This is a genomic window from Corynebacterium sp. LaCa78 (assembly GCF_046717505.1).
Lineage (GTDB): Bacteria > Actinomycetota > Actinomycetes > Mycobacteriales > Mycobacteriaceae > Corynebacterium.
The window spans coordinates 1,481,300-1,498,775 of sequence record NZ_CP177112.1 but is presented as its reverse complement, the minus strand read 5'-3'; the positions used below and the strand labels follow the sequence as shown (position 1 = coordinate 1,498,775).

The window sequence follows — 17,476 nt, the reverse complement described above, 5'->3', positions numbered from 1 at the left end:
GGAAACCGCAATTCCCGTTTTGCGGTCTAACGTGCCAAAATAGATAGCAATATGAACAAATTTTCCCCGCAGAATTCTGATAGCTCGGCGAGCAAGGACGAACTTCTCGCCCAGGCCTTCCGCGACCACGCGGACACCCCGCAGGAAACCACGCCCACCAGCGGCGATCTAGATTTGGCCGAGCGCAATGCCTTCCGCCGCGTTACCCGCGAGACCTCCATCCGCGCCGAGGACACCACCGATGGCTACGAGGTGGAATACCGAAAACTGCGCCTCGAGCGCGTCATCCTCGTGGGCGTGTGGACCGAAGGCACCGTAGCGGAGGTCGAGGCCACGATGGATGAGCTGGCCGCCCTGACCGAAACCGCCGGCGCGGACGTGGTCGAAATGATCTACCAAAAGCGCGATAAACCGGACCCAGGCACCTTCATCGGCTCGGGCAAGGTCAAAGAGCTCCACGATATCGTCGAGGCCACCGGCGCCGATACCGTCGTGTGCGATGGTGAGCTGAACCCCGGCCAGCTCACGGCATTAGAGCGCGCGCTCAATACCAAGGTCATCGACCGCACCATGCTCATCTTGGACATCTTTGCCCAACACGCAAAGTCCAAGGAGGGCAAGGCGCAGGTCTCGCTGGCGCAGCTGGAATACCTCTATACCCACACCCGCGGTTGGGGCGGCAATCTCTCGCGCCAGGCCGGCGGCCGCGCCGGTTCCAATGGTGGCGTCGGCCTGCGCGGGCCCGGTGAAACCAAGATCGAGACCGACCGCCGGCGCATTCGCACCGAAATGGCGCGCCTGCGCAAGGAACTGCGCGGGATGAAGACCGCCCGCGAGGTCAAGCGTTCCCGGCGCCAGTCCTCCACGATCGCCCAGATCGCCATCGCCGGCTACACCAACGCCGGCAAATCCTCGCTCATTAATGCCATGACGAACGCGGGCGTGCTTGTGGAAGACGCCCTATTTGCCACCCTGGATCCCACCACGCGGCGGGCCTCGCTTGCCGATGGCCGCCAGGTCGTCTTCACCGATACCGTCGGCTTCGTTCGCCACCTGCCTACCCAGCTGGTGGAGGCTTTCAAATCCACCCTGGAAGAAGTACTCGCCGCCGATATTATGCTGCACGTCGTGGACGGATCGGACCCGTTCCCGCTCAAGCAAATCGAGGCGGTCAATAAGGTCATCTACGATATCGTCAGCGAGACTGGTGAGCAGGCCCCGCCGGAAATCATCGTGATCAACAAGATTGACCAGGCCGACCCGCTCGTGCTCGCGGAGCTGCGCCACGTCCTGGATCATGAGGACGTCGTCTATGTTTCGGCGCGCACGGGGGAGGGCATCGACGAGCTGAGCGCGCGCGTGGAGCTCTTCCTCAACTCCCGCGATAGCCACGTTAAGCTGCAGGTTCCCTTCACCCGCGGCGATGTCGTCTCGCGCGTGCACGCCGAGGGCACCGTGCGCAGCGAGGAATACACCGAGGACGGCACGCTTGTCGATGTCCGCCTGCCCGCCACCACCGCCCGCGAGCTCGCCGAATTCATCGTGGAGGAAGATTCCTAAAACTCGTGCTCCATGGGCCATAATGGTGGTTCGTGAGCATACTAGGTTGGACCGTCCACGGCGACGGTAAGAAAATTGCACCAGGCGCCGTGGTCGCGCCCGAGGAACGACTAAGTTGGGGCCGAACCATTGGCATCGGCATGCAGCACGTGGTGGCGATGTTTGGTGCCACGCTGCTGGTGCCCACCCTGACCGGATTTCCGGTCAATACCACGCTGCTGTTTTCCGGCATCGGCACCATCCTCTTCCTGCTGATTACGCGCAATCGCCTGCCGTCCTACCTGGGTTCGTCGTTTGCCTTCATCGCCCCGCTGACCGCCTCGCAGCAATACGGGATTGCGGCGCAGGCCGGATCCATTCTGGTGACCGGTTTGGTGCTGGTGGCGGTCGGTTTTGTGGTCAAGGCTGCCGGCAAGCGGGTGCTCGATGCTGTGATGCCGCCGGCGGTTACCGGCGCCATCGTCGCGCTCATCGGGCTTAATTTGGCGCCGAATGCGGCCGAGAACTTCGCCTCGCAGCCCTTGGTCGCAGGCATCACGCTGCTGGTTATTCTCCTAGCCACGGTTGCCGGGCGCGGCATGGTTTCGCGCCTGTCCATCCTCATCGGCGTGGTCGTCGGCTGGGTTTTCGCCGCCCTGACCGGTAATTTAGGCGAGGATGCCAGGGCTGCCATCGATGCCGCGCCGTGGGTAGGCCTGCCCGAATTTCACGCCCCAGAGTTCCATCTTTCCGCCATCGCCGTGGCCTTGCCGGTGCTCGTGGTGCTGATTGCGGAAAACGTCGGCCACGTCAAGGCCGTTTCTGAGATGACCAACCGCGACTTGGACGACCTTGCCGGCGATGCCCTGATTGCCGATGGCCTCGCTTCCTCCCTCGCCGGTGGTTTCGGCGGCTCCGGTACCACGACCTATGCCGAGAATATCGGCGTTATGGCCGCCACGCGCGTCTATTCCACGGCCGCGTATTGGGTTGCGGCCCTGACCGCTATTTTGCTGGCGTTCGTCCCGAAGTTCGGTGCGCTGATTTTCACCATCCCCACCGGCGTGCTTGGCGGGGCCACCCTCGTGCTCTATGGGCTTATCGGCATGCTGGGCGTGCGGATCTGGATGGATAATGAGGTCAACTTCAATAACCCGGTGAACCTGACGGCGGCCGCGGTGGCCTTGATCGCGGGCATCGGCAACCTGACCCTGACCGTGGGTGGGGTGAGCTTGGAGGGCATCGCCTGGGGCTCTGTCGGCATCATCATTGCGTATCCCATCATGCGGCGGCTGTACGAAACCGTGGGCGAAGGCCACGACGCTAAATACTAAATTCTGTGGATAACTTTGTTGACCCCGCCGCGAAATAGCGCCGTGGCGGTACGGTTCGCGGCCTAATCCACAGGCCTTCGTGCGTGCGGTCGCGGCCGCGCCGGATTGTGCGTTGTACTAGGCGGCATGAACGCACTCGACCGTTATTTAACCGCGCTGGGCCAAGGGATGGATATCATCGCCGCCGCCCGGGGCTTAAGCGAGCGTGATGTGGTGCAGCGCGGCGCCAGCGACATCGCCGCGCGCGAGGTGGTGCATCTTTGCGATGTCTATTTTGGCCGCTGTGCCTTTAGCGCCAAGCAACGCACGGCGCGCTCGACGACGCACCCGCTCGACGTGCTCAGCCTCATCGAAAAGTTCGCGCTGCGCGCTCGCACTCAGCGCGATGCTTGGGCCATACGCTCCGAGTTATGTGAGTTCCGCGGAAGCGCCACTGCCTTGCGTAAGCGGGCGCGCGACCTCTTGCGGGAGCTACAGCCGCCCCGCACTCCGAAGAAAGGGGTGCGGATCACCCGCCGGCCGCGCGGACCGTGGTCGTTGACCATCACCGGGGAATCCGCCGACGTCGCCGATATGCACTCTGCCCTTGATACCGAGCGCCCATTGGAATCGGTCAAATCCATCTTCTTCGGCAGGAAGTCTGGGGCGCGCACCACCGTCACTACGCAGGTGGTCATCACCTTGGACGAGCTCGACCGCATCGTCGATGGCGATGGCGAGGAAATAACCCTGCAGCTTACCAATGGCTCGCGCATCAGCGGTGCCGACCTCGCGAGCCGCGTCTTAAGCGATCACGGGTACATCACGCTGGTACACCCTGTAGAGGCCAGGGGCCAAGGTTGTTGATGGTGATCCGGTAGAGGTCTCGGGTGGTCTTGCGCACGGCCCGGGCGGCCCAGGCTTCCATGATCTGCTGGACGGTGCGCTTGCGGGCTGGGGTCGATCCACTCCTCGCGGTGAAGCGCGCGCACTTGCTCCTGGAGCCAGGCTTTGGCCTGCTTCTCGGTGTCGAAGGTCTTGGAGTGCTCCCGGTCGATGTTGTTCCGGTAGCGGGCTACCCAGCGGGTGCGGCCTTTGGTGTAGGTGCTGTCGGCCTTCTTGCGGGGTTTGGTGACGCGGCGTTGGATAGCCGTGCTATACTCCTTGGAGGTGTTTGATCCTCGTGGTGGGGGACAGGCCCGTTGTTTCCCCGGTGGTGCGCAGGCCATCGGGGGTTTTCTCATTGGGATCCAAGCATAGCAAGGAGGGCCACGGGTGATGTTCCCGTGTCCCACTGTGCTGGGTTTATCCTTTTGGTATGGGAGCGAAGGTTCCGTCTAGCACTATTTTTGCTGGACTCATTTTCGCTTCAACTGCTATGGATACGGCTTCGTCAAGATGTACAGCCATGAGAGAGATTGGATGGTTGTCATCCCTAGCGCATCTCTCAAAGTAGCCTATCCACTCTGAATCGGTTAGTGCTATCGGAATGGAACTGACTACGTTCTTGGCGTGACCTCGGACTATATTGACCCTTAACCCATCGTCATCTTCCATAAGATGGAGCCGCTTGTGGTTAGCAAAGTATGCCACGAGTTGCTCCTTGATGGAGTTGGCCTGGGGTGACATCAGTTGCACCCGTCATCCGTCGGAAAAGTGGTGAGCACTTCATGCTTGTCGGTCAGGATCGTCTTTGTTCGCTTTGTCTTGACGACTTCTCCAGAGTCCTTGTTGACGAGATAGATCTCTGAGCTGACACACCATTTGCCACCATCTTGCGGGGCAGTTTGATCGGGATTAGTGATGTTCTTGGTGAGCGCCATGTCTGCGATGTCGCGCCAGTTACGTCCCTCGATGTCGGCGAGTGTTTGCCACTGCGGGCCGTGGCGGTTGACAATGTGGCGGAATCCGACGTTCTCAGTTCCGCATTTCAGGGTGATGTCGCCAGCGCCAAGCTGGTTTTCTGGCGGCCCGTAGGGGCCACCGTGCCATGTGCGGATCACCTTGCCAATGTCTTTTGCTCCGTCTTGTGGGCAAGCGCCCCAAACCGCAGGATCTGGCATGTCAACAGCCTGCGCGGGGATCGTAGTGAGTGGGCCGAATACCGCTGCGCTAAGGCTGACCGCAAGTAGTTTTTTGATTCTCATGTCCCCTCCTTAACTAGTGGGACTGGGATATCAATCATGGTAGGGTAGTGCCGCAGGTTTCACAACCGAGAAGAAGAGATTCCCCTCACGTCAGATACGTACGAAAGCGCCCCTGGCTTGCATGAGGTCAGGGGCAGGTAAGGAGTTTTGCAGGGGGCTACAGGGCGGCGTCGAACTCCGCTGCGCACTGTTTCGTCCATCCGGTGGTGCCGTCGGTGAATACCGTGGTGCCACGCTGGTAAAGGGTGTGGTCGGTGAGGCAGTGGGAGGTGGTCTGCCCGGTGTCCTGTACAGGCGGGGCAGGCGGTGCCGTGGCGTCATCGACCAGCTGGGCGGGTTGCGCGGGTAGCTCTGAGGTGTTGTCATCACCTTGAGCAGGGGCCGGAGCCCCTGGAAGATCCAGTACCCAAGCCTTCGTCGCACCTCTCGGGGTGAGATGATGAGCTTTTCCGCGTTCGCAGGTACCGCGTAGACGTTCTGCGTGCGCTGTTTTCACCCACGCGGGTGAGGCTATCCCCTGTGGGGGACAAAGATTCGCAATCGAATGCGATGCCCAGCGGCTCCGAATATCCGTCCTTCGTGAGCACTTTCGCGTCGCCGGTGGTGAAGGAGAAGTTATCCGACCAGGAGTACTCATTGACGGCGATCTCCGCGTCAAAGGTGAGATAGGTCTGCTCCTCGGTGGGGCGTCTACGTAGCTGGCGACTCGGGGACACTGGTCATGTAGAGCCACGTTGCTGATAGTGACGTCAATGTCGCAGGTCCGATCACCATCGCAGGTGATGGTGAAAGGCTCTCCTTCATTGATGGTGTCCAGTGTGGGGTCCGAGGACGCAGCCACCTCGGTGGAAGGAGCGGCTTCCGCAGTCGTGGTGATGTCCTCCTTGGCCTCATTAGCGCTGCTGCACGCGGACAGGAGCAGGGCAGCGGGGATCAAGACGCCCATGGGCCGGATAGTGGTGCACTGCATGATGGGTTCCTTTCTAGGTGGGGCTACTCGCAGGCCACGCCGTCGCCGTCTTTGTCGAGATCGCGGCTGTTACCGGAGCTGTCTGTGTAGAGCGGAGCAGCACCGGCAGCACGCACGGCTGCGCAGTTCTTGTAGTAGGTGGATGCTTCACGGGCGGGGGCGACAGGAGCTTCATAGGCGGGAGCAGGATCCGCCACAGGGGCCGGAGCGTTAGCCTCCTCCACGTCCCCCGCAGCGGTGTCGTTGCTCTCCTCGACAGCGGTTTCCACCGGCTCCTCAACCTGCTCTGGCTCCTCCTCCTGGGTGACCACCTCGGTCAGGGTGACCTCTGCGGTCACAGCCCCCTCTGAGGTCACCTCCACAACGCAGGTCTGCATCGCCGTAGGAGTCTCCACCACAGGCTCCTTCTCGGGTACGTCGCTCTCTGTCGCCGGGACAATCGCAGACCCCACAACCAGCCCCACGATGGACCCGATGGCAATGACAGGCCACCGCCGGTTGACCTTCTCAGCGGCGGGCGGCTTACCAAGCAGGTACGATCCGCTTCGGACAAGAACGTGTAATTCTCAACCCCCTTCGCGGCTTCCGCAGAGCGTCCCTGTCGTGCTTCTCACAGTACATCCACCAGCCGCCAGGCAAGATGATCGCGACCCCCATGATGACCGCACCGATGAAGGCTCCAACACCGCCCTTCTCGATGCTGAGGAGACCTCCGAGCACCACCAGCACCCCGAGGATGGTGGAGGCCCAGGCCAGGACGGCTTTCCAGGTTGGCGGTTTATGCTGCTCAGCCATAATTCAACTCCCAGTATCTCGTGTCACAGGGGGTACGAAAGTATCCTAAGCCGCCCAGCTCGCAAGGCAGAACACAACGCGGGTAGCGGGGGACACCTCCAGGATCCCGCAAAAATCCCGCAAGCCACGCCGGAACCCCCGGAATGGCCGGAATAACCTGAATGCTCGGACGGTTCTGACCTGCGGAACTGTGAAACCACTGGTAGTGGAATCGGGTTGCAACGTTTGCAGAGAATATCGGCGTTATGGCCGCCACGCGCGTCTATTCCACGGCCGCGTATTGGGTTGCGGCCCTGACCGCTATTTTGCTGGCGTTCGTCCCGAAGTTCGGTGCGCTGATTTTCACCATCCCCACCGGCGTGCTTGGCGGGGCCACCCTCGTGCTCTATGGGCTTATCGGCATGCTGGGCGTGCGGATCTGGATGGATAATGAGGTCAACTTCAATAACCCGGTGAACCTGACGGCGGCCGCGGTGGCCTTGATCGCGGGCATCGGCAACCTGACCCTGACCGTGGGTGGGGTGAGCTTGGAGGGCATCGCCTGGGGCTCTGTCGGCATCATCATTGCGTATCCCATCATGCGGCGGCTGTACGAAACCGTGGGCGAAGGCCACGACGCTAAATACTAAATTCTGTGGATAACTTTGTTGACCCCGCCGCGAAATAGCGCCGTGGCGGTACGGTTCGCGGCCTAATCCACAGGCCTTCGTGCGTGCGGTCGCGGCCGCGCCGGATTGTGCGTTGTACTAGGCGGCATGAACGCACTCGACCGTTATTTAACCGCGCTGGGCCAAGGGATGGATATCATCGCCGCCGCCCGGGGCTTAAGCGAGCGTGATGTGGTGCAGCGCGGCGCCAGCGACATCGCCGCGCGCGAGGTGGTGCATCTTTGCGATGTCTATTTTGGCCGCTGTGCCTTTAGCGCCAAGCAACGCACGGCGCGCTCGACGACGCACCCGCTCGACGTGCTCAGCCTCATCGAAAAGTTCGCGCTGCGCGCTCGCACTCAGCGCGATGCTTGGGCCATACGCTCCGAGTTATGTGAGTTCCGCGGAAGCGCCACTGCCTTGCGTAAGCGGGCGCGCGACCTCTTGCGGGAGCTACAGCCGCCCCGCACTCCGAAGAAAGGGGTGCGGATCACCCGCCGGCCGCGCGGACCGTGGTCGTTGACCATCACCGGGGAATCCGCCGACGTCGCCGATATGCACTCTGCCCTTGATACCGAGCGCCCATTGGAATCGGTCAAATCCATCTTCTTCGGCGGGAAGTCTGGGGCGCGCACCACCGTCACTACGCAGGTGGTCATCACCTTGGACGAGCTCGACCGCATCGTCGATGGCGATGGCGAGGAAATAACCCTGCAGCTTACCAATGGCTCGCGCATCAGCGGTGCCGACCTCGCGAGCCGCGTCTTAAGCGATCACGGGTACATCACGCTTGTGCATCCCGTTGAAGGGCCGGTCAACTTGTACCGCACGTCCCGGTTTGCCAACGCGAAGCAGCGCTTGATGGCGGCCGCCTTCAATCCCGTATGCCCCTGGGAAAAATGCAATTATCCTGCCGATGAGTGCCAGATCCACCACCTAGAAAGCTGGCAGCACGGTGGCAATACCAATGCCGCTAACCTCGCTACTTGTTGCCCGTACCATAACGGCGTCAACGATGATGACCCGCAGGCCCCGCCGCGGCGCGGGAGATTGGCCCGAATACAAGGAAAGGTCCGCTGGCTTCCGCCGTGGGCCACGAACCCCGGCAGCCCGAACGAAAACGACAGGCCGCCATCCTAAGAATCCGGGACAAGAGGATTAGCACAAAAAGATCCGCACCCCGCACGGATTTACAGGTTCAGGGTCAAAATCCTAGCGACCGTGCTTATGCGCCGCGCGAGCGAGCTGAATAGCCGGCGCAATGGGCACTGGGAAACCCGCCGATGGATCGCAAAAGCTCCCCGCCGTCAAGGCGAGGAGCGTACGAGTCGTGTTTAAACGCTAGTTATGAGCAGCAGCGCTTAGGAAGCGTCGAGATCCTGCTCGATGAGGCCGGCGATCTTCTCAACGGCTTCTTCGTTGTCAGAGGTAACGGTGACCTCGTCGCCCTGCTCGGCACCGAGGGCCATGATCATCAGGGAAGAAGCCGCGTCGGTTTCGTTATCGTCATCTTCACCGACGAGGTTCAGGAAGATGTCCTCGTCGTATTCGCCGGCGGCGTCAGCGATGATGGAGGCAGGACGTGCGTGCAGTCCTACAGAGGAGCCCACCTTTACAGTCTTGGAAGCCATGGAAATTATCCTTTCTGTAGTTAATTTATCGTGATCCAGTGTACGAGCGTTTGGTTTATGCCGCCACGTTCTGGGAACCGGTTTTGGTCTCTGGAGCAGCCTTTTGCGCAGCTTGCTGGACGGTCTTATTGGGCCAGAATTGCTTCATGGCCAAGACCGCGACGGTGGATACCGTCACGCCGGCAAGGATGGCTACCAGGTAGGCCCAGAATGGGTCGATAGCGAAGGCAACGAAGATACCACCGTGCGGGGCGCGCGACTCGACCGACAGCGCCATGGAAATAGCACCCGTCACGGCGCCACCAGCCATCATGGAAGGGATGACGCGGAACGGATCGGCCGCGGCGAAGGGGATGGCGCCTTCGGAGACGAAGGATAGGCCGAGCAACCAGGCGGACTTACCGTTTTCCTGCTCGGCAGGGGTAAATAGCGACTTGCGGATGAAGGTTGCCAAGGACAGAGCGATGGGCGGCACCATGCCGGCAGCCATGACAGCGGCCATGATTTGCATGGAGGCTGCATCGCCGGTGGACAACCCTGCGGTGGCAAAGAGGTATGCGGCCTTGTTGACCGGGCCACCCAGGTCGACGCACATCATCAGGCCCAAGATGATGCCGAGCACTACGGCAGAAGACCCAGACATGGAAGACAGCCAATCTTGCAGGCCCTCCATCAGCGCGGCCAGTGGGGCGCCCAGCAAAAGGTACATCGACAGGCCAACGACGAGGGAAGTCAGCAGCGGAATGATGACCACCGGCATGAGGGAACCGAGCCAGCGCGGGACTTTCCAATTGCCAATCCACAGGGCGATAAAGCCGGCCAACAAACCGGTGACCAGGCCACCGATAAAGCCCGCGTCGAGGGTCACGGCGATAGCACCGCCGACAAAGCCCGGCGCAATACCAGGGCGCCCGGCCAAGGCGTAGGCGATATAGCCAGAAAGTGCGGCGACAATAAAGCCCATCGCGGCCTGGCCAATGGCAAAGAGAACCGCGCCTATATAGAGCCCGAACCCGGAGTTCTCGAACGACATGGTCTCGCCGTCGACGGTAATCTCATTGCCCGGCAGGTTGGACAGGGAATAATCCGTGGAAAGCGCCTGCCAGCCATTGGCCATATCGGCGCCGCCGAAGAGGAATCCGAGGGCCAAGAGAAGGCCGCCGGCGGCGACGAACGGCACCATGTAGGACACGCCGGTCATAATCGCCTGCTGGATGCGCTTGCCCCAACCCAGCGATTTTCCTTCTTCTTCTGCGGAGGAGGAAGAGGCGGTGCCAGAGACCTTTCGGGCATTTGGGTTCTTCGCCGCCGCGATGGCCTCGTCGAGCATCTTGCCGGGCTCGTTGATGGCCCGCTTGACGCCGGCTTCGATGACGGGCTTGCCCGCGAAGCGCTCGCGGTCGCGCACGCCAACGTCTGTGGCGAAGATGACCGCGTCGGCAGCGTCGATGGTGGACTGCGAGACCGATTCATTATTGGACGAGCCCTGGGTTTCGACGGTGAGATCGACGTCGTCGCGCTCGCCGGCGGTTTGGGTGAGGGCATCGGCAGCCATGTAGGTGTGTGCGATTCCGGTTGGGCAGGCCGTGATGGCAACGATGCGGGTAGCTTGCGCCGAAGCACCCGCGCTTGCCGATGCCCCTTCCGCAGCCCCAGCTGCAGCCTCCGCGGCGTCCTGCTTTTTCTTCTTCGGCTTTTCCGCGTTGACGACGGCTAAGATTTCCTTGACGATTTCCTCCTTCGTCGACGCGGTGCGCAGGGCCTCTAAAAAGTCCTTGCGCACGAGGGCGCGGGCGAGCTTAGAAAGAATCTGCAGGTGGGCCTTGCCACCGCCGGCGGGTGCCGCGATGAGGAAGACCAACTGGGCATCGCCGTCGGGGCCGGAAAAATCCACGCCGCGGGTAAGGCGGGCGAAAGCCAGGGTCGGCTCGGTGACGGCCTCGGAACGGCAGTGGGGGATGGCCACGCCGCCTGGCACGCCGGTGCCGGCCTTGGCCTCGCGGTCTATGGCGGGCTGGGCGAGGCCTGTGACCTCGGTTGCGCGCCCGGTATCGTGCACCAAGGTGGCGAGGTTGGTGATAACGGAGTCGACGCTATCGCCAAAGTCGGCGTCAAGCGCGACCAGTTCTGTGGTGATGAGATCGGATGCCATGATGGAAGGCTCCCTTAGTTATAGAGCGGAGATGGAGGTATGGGCGGTATCGAGTTCTTCGGGACGGGGGAATTGGGTGCCGGGTTTGGCGGCCGCGGCGGTGCCATAAGTCACCGAGAGCGCGAGGGAGAATGCCGGTCCTTGCCCCTGCGTGCGCCCCAGGAGGTATCCGGCCAATGCAGCATCACCTGCGCCAACGGTCGATTTCACCGTGACGGGAGGCGGGGTGGCAGCCCATGCGCCTTCTGCGTTTACCAGTACGGCACCGGCGCCGCCGAGGGTGACGAGCACTTCCTTGATGCCGCGACCCACGACATCCCTTGCAGCCTCCACGACCGGGCTGTAGTCCCCGGCCGCAGCGGCGCGCTCGAGGGCGAGGCCATCCTGGCCGGTTAGCTGCCCTAATTCGAAGCCGTTGGGTTTGATGAGATCCGGGGCGGTGGTAGCGAGCTGCATGGCGATGGCCCTCATCGGGGCATCAGAGGTATCCACGGCGATGCGCGCCTGCGGGGCGGCATTGCGGATCTCCTTGATGAGGTCGGTATACCAGCCGGCGTCAACGCCCTTGGGCAGCGATCCGGCAAGGGCTACCCAATCAGCGGATTGGGCATGGTGGGTAAGGATGGAAATGAGGTGGTTTTGGGTGGCATCGGAAAGCAGCGGGCCAGGGCCGTTGACCTTGGTGGTCGTGCCATCTGGCTCGGTGATGGTGGTATTGACGCGCACGCCGCCATCCATGTCCACGTGGGCATAGGGGAGGTGGACCTCCTGGATGAGGTTGATGAATGGATCGGCCGCGCGGGCGGGGAAGAGGGCGAGGGTTTCTTTCCCGGCGAGGTGCACGGCGTGGGCGACGTTGACGCCTTTGCCGCCGGCAACCTGGGTAACACTGGCGGCGCGGTGGACATCGCCTGAGGTTAGTGGCTGATTGAGCGCCAGGGTGGCGTCAATACTTGGGTTTGGGGTGAGCGTGAGGATCATCGAGAACTTATCCCTTTCGCAGAGTGCGTATATTGGGGGCCACACGCAGTCGGTCCGGTTAGAACTCGCGGTTAAGCCCGCCGTTAATGTTTATTCTTGCCCGATTGTGTTGGAAAGTCAATAGAAACCGTGTGGCATACATTGCATTTCTGTTGGATTTGTGATGATCTGGAAATAAATAAGCCGCTATCTTCGAAGGAAGTATCGCCATGGAAAATACGCTTCAGTCCACTGTTAAAGGAACCGGCGTTGTCGCTGGAGTTGCCTATGCAGAAGCCGTATGGGTGCGCCCCCGCCCGGAGCTGCCTACTGAAGGAAGTATTGACCAAGAGGCCAGCAGCGAAGCCGAATACGATCGCTTCCTCGAGGCAGTCGATGTCGTCGCCAGCCGCTTGGAAAACCGCGCCGCAGCCGCCGAGGGTCAAGCCTCGGAAGTACTGACGGCGACCGCCGGCATGGTCAAGGACCGCGGGTGGCACAAGGCCGTGCGCAAGAACATTCGCTCGGGCAAGAATGCCGAGTTCGCCACGGTGGGAGCCACGGATAAGTTCGTCACCATGTTTGAGGCGGCCGGCGGCGTCATGGCCGAGCGCACCACCGACCTGAAGGACGTGCGCGACCGCGTCATCGCCCAGCTGCGCGGCGAGCAGGAGCCCGGTTTGCCCATGGTGGAGGGCCAAGCGGTGCTTTTTGCCGATGACCTCGCGCCCGCCGATACCGCCACCCTGGATACCGCGCATATTCGCGCGCTCGTCACCGAACTGGGCGGGCCCACCAGCCACACCGCGATCATCGCACGCCAGCTCGATATTCCGTGCATCGTCGCCGTGGGAAATAAGCTGCGGGAGATTGAAAGCGGCACGCTCGTCTTCGTCGACGGTGCCCTAGGAACCGTGACGCTGGGCGCGGACGAGGAAGAATCCACTAAGGCGGTCGAGGAATACCGCGAGCGCGCCGCCCGCGTGGCCGAATGGACTGGGCCGACGCAAACCAAGGATGGCCGCCGCGTGCAGCTTTTGGCCAACGTGGCTGATGGCAACGCCGCCCGCATCGCCTCCGACTCGCAGGCAGAGGGCATTGGCCTCTACCGCACGGAGCTGTCGTTCCTGTCCGCGAGCGAGGAGCCTTCCGTTGACGAGCAGGCAAAAATCTACAAGAAGGTCTTTAACGCCTACCCCAATTCCAAGGTCGTGGTGCGCACCTTGGACGCTGGTTCCGATAAGCCGATTTCTTATGCCACGTTGTCCTCGGAAGAGAACCCGGCGTTGGGTGTGCGCGGTCTGCGCATTGCCCGCGATAACGAGTCCCTGTTGACGCGCCAGTTGGACGCCATCGCCCAGGCCGCGGAGTCCCGCGGCGACGATGCCGAAACCTGGGTCATGGCACCGATGGTGGCGACGTCGAAGGAAGCCCAGTGGTTTGCGGAGCTGTGCCGGGAGCGCGGACTGACCGCGGGCGCGATGATTGAGGTGCCCGCAGCAGCGCTGATGGCGGATAAGATCATGCCGCATCTGGACTTCGTATCCATCGGCACCAATGACCTCACCCAGTACACGATGGCCGCTGACCGCCTGTCGCCTCAGCTTGCGTACCTCACCGACCCGTGGCAGCCGGCCGTGCTGAGGCTTATCCAGCACACCTGCATTGCAGGGCACGAATACAACGTACCGGTTGGCGTGTGCGGCGAGGCTGCAGCCGATCCGCTATTGGCCTGCGTATTGACCGGCCTTGGCGTCAATTCCTTGTCGGCTGCGTCGACCGCAGTCGCCGGCGTTGGCGCCCAATTGGCCGAGCTGACCTTTGACCAGTGCCAACAGCTTGCCGATGCCGCCCTCAACTCCGAAGGCCCCTCCGCCGCCCGCGCCGCAGCGATGGAGCAGATAGAAAAGTTCAACTAACGGCCAAAGGTTTCGCCCTCCCTACCTCGGTGAGAAATGGCACCGGAGTAGGGAGGGCGAAGTCGTGCGCGTGTTGGAGCTATTCGCTGGCGAGCACGACATCGATCTCTCGCTCGCGCAGGGCGTCAACGAAGGATTCCGGTGCGCCGGAATCGGTGATGACGACATCGATATCGGCAATGGAAGCGAAGCTCACCAGATAGTCGTTGCCCAATTTGCTGGAATCAAACATGACCACGACCTTGTGGGCATTCGTGACGAAGGCAGATTTGATGGCTGCTTCTTGGGAATCGGCCGTCGACAAGCCGTGGTCGAGGGTCAGGGCATTAGTGCCGATGAAGGCGACATCGGCACGCATGAGCGCCATGGTGCGCAAGGCGGTATCGCCGACGACGGCTTGGGTGATAGCGCGTACGGTGCCGCCGAGGAGCTGGACATCGGGAACGCCGCTATTGGCTAGCGACAGCGCGATGGGCAGGCTATTGGAGACGATATTGAACTGCGCCTGCGGGTATTGCTGGCTGATGAGCTCGGCAAAGGTATTAATCGTGGTGCCGGCGTCCAAGAAGATGCTGCCGCCGCCAGGGGGAAGGAAATCGAGCGCGGCGTGCGCGATGGCAGCCTTGGCCCCAGATGCGGAACGCTGGCGGGTATCGAGGGTGAGCTCCGCGGTCTGGAACGCCTGCGAAGCCACGGCGCCACCGTGAACGCGGTGGACAACGCCCTCACGATCTAGCACGGCTAGGTCGCGGCGAATGGTTTCAGCAGTCACGTCGAAACGCTCCGATAATTCGGTGACGTTCACGCGACCCTCGACGGCAGTTTGGGACGCGATCTGGCGGCGTCGCTCCTCTGCGTACACAGACCCTCCTTGCTCCTTGCCTTCGTCCGGGCGGTTACTCCATCTGCGAATGCAGGCGTTCGGTGAAAGCTAACTGATGTGGGATTTCTCCCTCCATTGTGTCAAAATTCGGCGGTAATCGGACGAAAACAAAAATTAGGGTGTGCGCCGTTGTCTGGTTTGGGATGAAAGCCGCAGGTCAGTCAGCTATATTTGCCCTAGTTGAAAGCCAACCCTAGTAGCGCTTAACTTACAGATCCGTTATTTCGGGGGTGCTTTTTCAATAAGTCCCGCGCGCTTAAGTTGGCTTTTGGGGCGCGATTGCGAGGCAGAAAGGCATGGAATGTGTTAAAACTCGTAGGCCCTGCTCCCCAAGCAGGGGAAACAGGGCAGCGTACTAAGTGCAAAGAGCGGGTTTCAAGAAAGCGGGCGCAGAGTGCAGGCGGCGACAACAGCCGCAGGCGAAAACTCGCGTGCGGCTTGGTTAACGTAGCTTGCCGGGGCTTAGAGTTTGCGGAAGACGGATACTACCTTGCCCATAATTTCCGCATCATCGCCGTTGATGGGCGGGTAGGCATCGTTGTGCGGAAGGAGCCATACGCCAGAGGAATCGCGGTGGAATTCCTTGACGGTGGCCTCGGAGCCATCGAGAAGCGCGGCGACAAACTCGCCTTCCTCAGCCACCGATTGCGACCGAATGATGACCCAGTCGCCGTTGAGGATGCCGGCATCCTGCATGGAATCGCCCACGACCTGCAGCATATAGAGCTCGCCCCCGCCGACGACCTCGTCTGGCATGGGGAAATACGTGTCGATATTTTCCTCTGCGGTGATTGGTGCACCGGCGGCGATGCGGCCAACGACGGGAATATAAGCTACGGCGGCAGACTCTTCAGGGCCGCGGGCAGAGGTATCGGGGATCTCCTTAGACTTGCGGCCCGGCTTCTTTTCGGCGTCGTCAGTGTTGAGGTGGCGTACGTCGACCGCGCGGGGCTTATTGGGATCGCGGCGCAAGAAGCCCTTTTCCTCAAGCTGCTTGAGCTGATAGGCCACGGATGAGGTGGATTGCAGGCCGGCGGCGTCACCAATTTCGCGGATGCTGGGCGGGTAACCGCGGAGCATCACTGCATCGCTGATGACGTTAAGGATGCGGCGTTGCCTTTCGGAAAGGGAGGCGTAATCGTTCTTTGCGGTGCTTGCTTTCTTGCGGCCCATGTGCGGCTCCTAGCTAGGGGGTCTGAGGTTTCTGCGTTCGTAGCTTGAAAAGGGACTGGGTGACACCTGCGTGCCATAACTCATTTGTAGCACGAAAAGTACAAGCGTTCGAGATTTACGCGAAAAACTGGACAGGTTTTCGAAGGGGTGCTATAAATCGAACATAGAAACAGTCTCGAACACAGGGGCGACATTGAGCTCTTGCTGTGTCAAGGGGCCGCTTTAGACTTACGGCGGTCGTCGAAAGGAAAGCAATGTCTCAACTACTTAACTCTCGCAATAACATGGTTAAACAACGCGCGGCACGTCCACAGATCGTCCCTTCAGCCGCCATTTGGGATATTGATGATCAAAGCTGGGGCGTGCAGCATTCTCCTTCCGAAAAGAGGGAAATCAGGACCTTAAATTCCGTATATCGAACGAATCGTGAAGGTTATTCGAATACGTGGACTGATGAAAGTTTCTTACCTGATTTCGCGAACAGGCCGATGAAAGAAGACGATGCGCAAAGTTCGCGCAAGAATTACCTCCTTGGTGCAGTATTTGGCGCTGCCGTATTTTTCGGCACGATTGCCGGCGGGCTGATGGGTACGAATGCTGAAACGCCGACTGATCCTGGCGCTTCGGTACAGCAAGTAGAAGCAGCGATCGGTCAGTAGCGCTGCGTGTACTAAAGCAGGCCACTAAAGCAGGCACTTCGGGGTTTAAGGCTTGGAGCCTTGTTAGGCAGCAGCTTGTTTACCAGCGGCAGATAGGGCCTGCTTGCTTCACGGAGACCGGCACGCGAGCAGGAGAGGTCTTTCGCAATGATGTCAGGTTTTTGGCTTGGCCTTGGGAGGTAAACTAAACCGAGAAGCTAAATTAGCGAAAGGACTAGTGTGTACTGCCCGTTTTGCCATAACGAACAATCCCGCGTTATTGACTCGCGCGTGGTTGATGCTGGCGCATCGATACGGCGCCGGCGGGAGTGTGCTTCCTGCAAGGGGCGCTTCACCACTGTGGAAAAGGCCGTACTGCTGGTTGTTAAGAGAAATGGCCTTGCTGAGCCATTTAGCCGGGATAAACTCATTCGGGGCGTTAGGCGCGCGTGCCAGGGTCGTGACGTTAGCGATGATGCCTTAAAAAAGTTGGCCCAAGAGGTTGAGGAAACGGTGCGGGGGCATGGTTCCTCGCAGGTGAATGCCAACGAAATCGGGCTAGCGATTCTCGAGCCGCTGCGTGACCTAGACGAGGTTGCATATCTGCGCTTTGCCTCGGTGTATAAATCATTCGAGAGCGCGGATGACTTTGAATCGGAGATTCGTTTGATGCGGCGCCGCGATCGCGGGGACCTTTAAACTGCGCAGT

General features: G+C 60.9%; 17 protein-coding genes and 1 pseudogene. 8 read left to right on the top strand and 10 right to left on the bottom strand.

From position 1 onward, the window contains the following. Positions 1-51 precede the first annotated feature (51 nt). From hflX to ACLI1O_RS07195, 3 genes are all read left to right on the top strand, one after another. Positions 52-1,560: a GTPase HflX gene (gene hflX, locus ACLI1O_RS07205; protein ID WP_023030607.1), complete on the top strand. Its 1,509-nt coding sequence runs from the start codon at positions 52-54 to the stop codon at positions 1,558-1,560. A gap of 32 nt (positions 1,561-1,592) precedes the next feature. Further along, positions 1,593-2,873 (top strand): uracil-xanthine permease family protein, encoded by a 1,281-nt coding sequence (locus tag ACLI1O_RS07200; RefSeq protein WP_239269532.1) that lies wholly within the window; start codon positions 1,593-1,595, stop codon positions 2,871-2,873. Positions 2,874-2,999: 126 nt separating this feature from the next. Continuing rightward, the gene (locus ACLI1O_RS07195; RefSeq protein WP_411706791.1) at positions 3,000-3,719 is read left to right on the top strand and encodes an HNH endonuclease; all 720 of its coding nucleotides are present in this window, start codon (positions 3,000-3,002) and stop codon (positions 3,717-3,719) included. A gap of 438 nt (positions 3,720-4,157) precedes the next feature. Here the strand turns inward: ACLI1O_RS07195 and ACLI1O_RS07190 are convergent, their stop codons facing one another. The 5 genes from ACLI1O_RS07190 to ACLI1O_RS07170 form a co-directional block, all read right to left on the bottom strand. After that, positions 4,158-4,445 (bottom strand): hypothetical protein, encoded by a 288-nt coding sequence (locus tag ACLI1O_RS07190; RefSeq protein WP_239269534.1) that lies wholly within the window; start codon positions 4,443-4,445, stop codon positions 4,158-4,160. 35 nt (positions 4,446-4,480) lie between these two features. Continuing rightward, positions 4,481-4,999 carry a hypothetical protein gene (locus tag ACLI1O_RS07185; RefSeq protein WP_239269535.1) on the bottom strand — a complete coding sequence of 173 codons (519 nt, stop codon included), beginning with the start codon at positions 4,997-4,999 and terminating at the stop codon, positions 4,481-4,483. Between the two features lie 157 nt (positions 5,000-5,156). Beyond that, entirely contained in the window at positions 5,157-5,495 is a 339-nt protein-coding gene (locus ACLI1O_RS07180) for a hypothetical protein (protein WP_239275891.1), read from the bottom strand. A gap of 497 nt (positions 5,496-5,992) precedes the next feature. Continuing rightward, positions 5,993-6,367, bottom strand: coding sequence for an excalibur calcium-binding domain-containing protein (locus ACLI1O_RS07175; protein WP_239269536.1), 375 nt, complete (start codon positions 6,365-6,367; stop codon positions 5,993-5,995). A gap of 124 nt (positions 6,368-6,491) precedes the next feature. Then, positions 6,492-6,764 carry a hypothetical protein gene (locus tag ACLI1O_RS07170; RefSeq protein ID WP_239269537.1) on the bottom strand — a complete coding sequence of 91 codons (273 nt, stop codon included), beginning with the start codon at positions 6,762-6,764 and terminating at the stop codon, positions 6,492-6,494. Positions 6,765-6,985: 221 nt separating this feature from the next. Between ACLI1O_RS07170 and ACLI1O_RS07165 the strand changes: the two are divergent. Beyond that, a pseudogene (locus ACLI1O_RS07165) lies at positions 6,986-7,393 on the top strand (solute carrier family 23 protein); the annotation flags it as partial. 126 nt (positions 7,394-7,519) lie between these two features. Next, positions 7,520-8,551: an HNH endonuclease signature motif containing protein gene (locus tag ACLI1O_RS07160; RefSeq protein WP_302519308.1), complete on the top strand. Its 1,032-nt coding sequence runs from the start codon at positions 7,520-7,522 to the stop codon at positions 8,549-8,551. 221 nt (positions 8,552-8,772) lie between these two features. Here the strand turns inward: ACLI1O_RS07160 and ACLI1O_RS07155 are convergent, their stop codons facing one another. Genes ACLI1O_RS07155 through ACLI1O_RS07145 form a run of 3 tightly spaced genes read right to left on the bottom strand, consistent with a single transcriptional unit; the run spans position 8,773 to position 12,175 of the window. Next, the gene (locus ACLI1O_RS07155) at positions 8,773-9,042 is read right to left on the bottom strand and encodes an HPr family phosphocarrier protein (RefSeq protein WP_239269539.1); all 270 of its coding nucleotides are present in this window, start codon (positions 9,040-9,042) and stop codon (positions 8,773-8,775) included. A 55-nt stretch (positions 9,043-9,097) separates the two neighbouring features. Next, on the bottom strand, positions 9,098-11,194 hold the full coding sequence (locus tag ACLI1O_RS07150) for a fructose-specific PTS transporter subunit EIIC (RefSeq protein ID WP_284771456.1): 2,097 nt from the start codon (positions 11,192-11,194) through the stop codon (positions 9,098-9,100). Positions 11,195-11,212: 18 nt separating this feature from the next. Next, positions 11,213-12,175, bottom strand: a complete 963-nt coding sequence (locus ACLI1O_RS07145) for a 1-phosphofructokinase family hexose kinase (RefSeq protein WP_239269845.1) — start codon at positions 12,173-12,175, stop codon at positions 11,213-11,215. A gap of 209 nt (positions 12,176-12,384) precedes the next feature. Between ACLI1O_RS07145 and ptsP the strand changes: the two genes are divergently transcribed. Next, positions 12,385-14,073 carry a phosphoenolpyruvate--protein phosphotransferase gene (gene ptsP / locus ACLI1O_RS07140; protein ID WP_239269844.1) on the top strand — a complete coding sequence of 563 codons (1,689 nt, stop codon included), beginning with the start codon at positions 12,385-12,387 and terminating at the stop codon, positions 14,071-14,073. Positions 14,074-14,152: 79 nt separating this feature from the next. Here the strand turns inward: ptsP and ACLI1O_RS07135 are convergent, their stop codons facing one another. Further along, positions 14,153-14,935, bottom strand: coding sequence for a DeoR/GlpR family DNA-binding transcription regulator (locus ACLI1O_RS07135; protein ID WP_239269843.1), 783 nt, complete (start codon positions 14,933-14,935; stop codon positions 14,153-14,155). A gap of 483 nt (positions 14,936-15,418) precedes the next feature. Further along, positions 15,419-16,129 (bottom strand): transcriptional repressor LexA, encoded by a 711-nt coding sequence (gene lexA, locus ACLI1O_RS07130; protein ID WP_239269842.1) that lies wholly within the window; start codon positions 16,127-16,129, stop codon positions 15,419-15,421. Between the two features lie 254 nt (positions 16,130-16,383). Here lexA and ACLI1O_RS07125 point away from each other — a divergent pair, with 254 nt between their 5' ends. Further along, a complete protein-coding gene (locus ACLI1O_RS07125) occupies positions 16,384-16,788 on the top strand; it encodes a hypothetical protein (RefSeq protein ID WP_239269841.1) in 405 nt (134 codons plus the stop codon). A gap of 219 nt (positions 16,789-17,007) precedes the next feature. Continuing rightward, positions 17,008-17,466 carry a transcriptional regulator NrdR gene (gene nrdR, locus ACLI1O_RS07120; RefSeq protein ID WP_023017363.1) on the top strand — a complete coding sequence of 153 codons (459 nt, stop codon included), beginning with the start codon at positions 17,008-17,010 and terminating at the stop codon, positions 17,464-17,466. Positions 17,467-17,476 lie beyond the last annotated feature (10 nt).

Coding starts and splice junctions, on each gene's coding strand:
- hflX (WP_023030607.1), top strand. CDS start 52: ATGAACAAATTTTCCCCGCAGAATTCTGATAGCTCGGCGAGCAAGGAC.
- ACLI1O_RS07195 (WP_411706791.1), top strand. CDS start 3,000: ATGAACGCACTCGACCGTTATTTAACCGCGCTGGGCCAAGGGATGGAT.
- ACLI1O_RS07185 (WP_239269535.1), bottom strand. CDS start 4,999: ATGAGAATCAAAAAACTACTTGCGGTCAGCCTTAGCGCAGCGGTATTC.
- ACLI1O_RS07170 (WP_239269537.1), bottom strand. CDS start 6,764: ATGGCTGAGCAGCATAAACCGCCAACCTGGAAAGCCGTCCTGGCCTGG.
- ACLI1O_RS07160 (WP_302519308.1), top strand. CDS start 7,520: ATGAACGCACTCGACCGTTATTTAACCGCGCTGGGCCAAGGGATGGAT.
- ACLI1O_RS07155 (WP_239269539.1), bottom strand. CDS start 9,042: ATGGCTTCCAAGACTGTAAAGGTGGGCTCCTCTGTAGGACTGCACGCA.
- ACLI1O_RS07150 (WP_284771456.1), bottom strand. CDS start 11,194: ATGGCATCCGATCTCATCACCACAGAACTGGTCGCGCTTGACGCCGAC.
- ACLI1O_RS07145 (WP_239269845.1), bottom strand. CDS start 12,175: ATGATCCTCACGCTCACCCCAAACCCAAGTATTGACGCCACCCTGGCG.
- ptsP (WP_239269844.1), top strand. CDS start 12,385: ATGGAAAATACGCTTCAGTCCACTGTTAAAGGAACCGGCGTTGTCGCT.
- lexA (WP_239269842.1), bottom strand. CDS start 16,129: ATGGGCCGCAAGAAAGCAAGCACCGCAAAGAACGATTACGCCTCCCTT.
- ACLI1O_RS07125 (WP_239269841.1), top strand. CDS start 16,384: ATGTCTCAACTACTTAACTCTCGCAATAACATGGTTAAACAACGCGCG.